This is a genomic window from Baaleninema sp., assembly GCF_049974805.1.
Classification (GTDB): Bacteria; Cyanobacteriota; Cyanobacteriia; order Cyanobacteriales; family Geitlerinemataceae; genus Baaleninema.
Genome location: NZ_JBNGCO010000128.1, coordinates 9,872 through 12,082, shown reverse-complemented (window position 1 = coordinate 12,082; position 2,211 = coordinate 9,872). Strand labels below are relative to the sequence as shown.

Below are 2,211 nucleotides of genomic sequence, written 5' to 3'. Positions count from 1 at the left end.
CCAAATCGCGAGGTTTGGGAATCACCGCCCTTCCTTCGGCGGTGAGGATGTCAAAATCAGAGAAAAGGGAACTGGAAACGGGCAACAGAGACAGGATGTCAAGTTTTTGGGTTGAGTTTTTGGATTTGGGATACCCACAGGCGGCGATCGCGATGTTCGAGGTTGAGAATTTCTTCTAAGGACCAATGAAAATGAAAGGCGATTTGGGCTACCTCCTCTTGCAAGGCTGCTAGGGGGTAGCCCGTGACTCCCCCAGGTTGGCTAAATCGACTCGTAACGCCTGTTGACAATGGGGACATTGCGTCGTGATGTGGGGATCGCCTTTTTGGTTGATGCGATCGAACAATTCACACAAATAAATCAGATCGATCGAAAAGAGGTTTTCTAAGTCTTCGGGATCGATCGCGCTCAACGTCCCCAAGCGGGTAATCGTCCGAGATAGCCGAACTAGCGTTCCGTAAGCGGGATTCTCGCGAACTCGCGGGTCTTTCGCTGTCACCATTTCGTCTTTCGCTGTGGCTAACCGTATCGTCCCCGCTCGATGCAGGGTTCCGCTGTCGTCGATTAAGCCTTTGGGTAATACAAATTTAAATTCAGTTTGAGAATTGGCAAAATCCACCATCAATTCTAGTTTGTTTTCTGGGTTTGTTTTTTGGGAAAGTATTCGGTTATTTTTAAGGCCGTGAAACCCAATGATGGCAAGGTTATAATATTTATTGTATTGGGTTTCACGGCTCGAGTCAATCTATTTTTTTATCTGGATAGCATTAAATAATACTACATTCTTGATATTTTATGAAATTATTATTTATCTGTCTCTAGATCCCCGGCATCTCCAAGATGCCGGGGATCTCGCACAGCCCTGGATCGATCGGGGATTTGGCCACGAATCATTTCCTATGGCTATACATTCTTGATATTTTATGAAATTATTATTTATCTAATGGCTTACTTTTTTGGTTTTTTATGTTTAGATATTGGACTTCCTTCCTCAATTTAACTTACATTATTATTGTATTACTTTATTTGGGTTTTTGACTCGATCTAGAATTTTCTTCATCTTCAATTTCATTGATTTTACGATAAAACTTTTGCAAGTAATTTAAATCGCAAGCGTAGAGATTTTCAATGACGGTGGGGGACACTTCATCCAACGCTCCCAACCGTTCGATCGTCCGCGCTAAAATAATCACCGTTGCGTAAGCAGGATTCGATTTCACCCGAGGATCGCGCATAGGAAGAATTTCATCGATCGCGTTCGCCAACCGCATAATCCCTTTGCGATGTAAATTCCCGTCGGAATCGACATAGCCTTTCGGTAGTGTAAACTCAAATTCCGTTTGAAACATAGCTTTCCAAAAATACCCCAAACTCTCTTGAATTTCAGGAATTTTAATTTCATGGATTTTAACTAAACTCAAGCGAATTCCAATCCAACAAACATCACATTGGGTGCATCTCACTTTTGTAAAAATATGAGTTTGCGGTAGGTTGGTTGGAGCGATAGCGAAACCCAACAACAGCTCAATTCATTGTAGAGATTCCGATCTGATGAATTTACATTTTTGAGATGCACCCCATCACATTCCAGGGGAGTCCGCAGGCGGAACGCGAATCAAATCTTCCACAGCCAGCTCGAGTTCTTCGATTTCAATTTCACTACTATTTGCGTTGAAATCAGCAATTTTATAGCGCGTCGGCCAAGCCCTAAAAAACTCAAACCTCGCCTGTTCTTTTCCCGCCAAATCGTACACCGAAATCGAACCATCCCGGCGTTGCTTGTTCCAATTTCCATCGCGCACAGCGGCGAACCACTGCCACAGCGTCGAAGATTGCGTCATGCCCCGTTTGAGAACCAAATTATCAATTTTGACGTTACCGGGGATTTTCGTGCGTCTGACGCGCCCGTAACGGGCGGATTCGCTGCCCCAGCGTTCCGGAGTCACTTCACAAATTTCCGTCACCTCCTGGGTGGCTGCACCTCCCTGACAGTCGCTAAAAATCGCATCGACATTATCATCGCCGCCATCGAGTTTTAATTCCACGTAAAACCGCGACGAGGTAAGCCGTTCGACAAAGTTCGCAGGTGGGGGGATAGATTGGTTGTTCGTCATGGTTTTCGGGGGGTGATGGGATGAGGGGATGATGGGGTGATGGGATGAGGGGATGATGGGGTGATGGGGTGATGGGGAGAGGGGGAAAATACATTGT

4 protein-coding genes are annotated in these 2,211 nt (G+C 45.3%); all 4 read right to left on the bottom strand.

What is annotated here, in order from left to right; translation table 11 throughout:
* Positions 1-98: 98 nt before the first annotated feature.
* The gene (locus ACP5D4_RS18740; RefSeq protein WP_428013138.1) at positions 99-224 is read right to left on the bottom strand and encodes a DUF6760 family protein; all 126 of its coding nucleotides are present in this window, start codon (positions 222-224) and stop codon (positions 99-101) included.
* A gap of 5 nt (positions 225-229) precedes the next feature.
* Positions 230-622, bottom strand: coding sequence for a phage tail assembly protein (locus tag ACP5D4_RS18735; RefSeq protein ID WP_428013137.1), 393 nt, complete (start codon positions 620-622; stop codon positions 230-232).
* Positions 623-1,022: 400 nt separating this feature from the next.
* A complete protein-coding gene (locus ACP5D4_RS18730) occupies positions 1,023-1,421 on the bottom strand; it encodes a hypothetical protein (protein ID WP_428013136.1) in 399 nt (132 codons plus the stop codon).
* A gap of 159 nt (positions 1,422-1,580) precedes the next feature.
* Positions 1,581-2,211, bottom strand: a 631-nt coding sequence (locus ACP5D4_RS18725) for a phage tail protein (RefSeq protein WP_428013135.1), incomplete at its 5' end; no start/stop codon positions are given.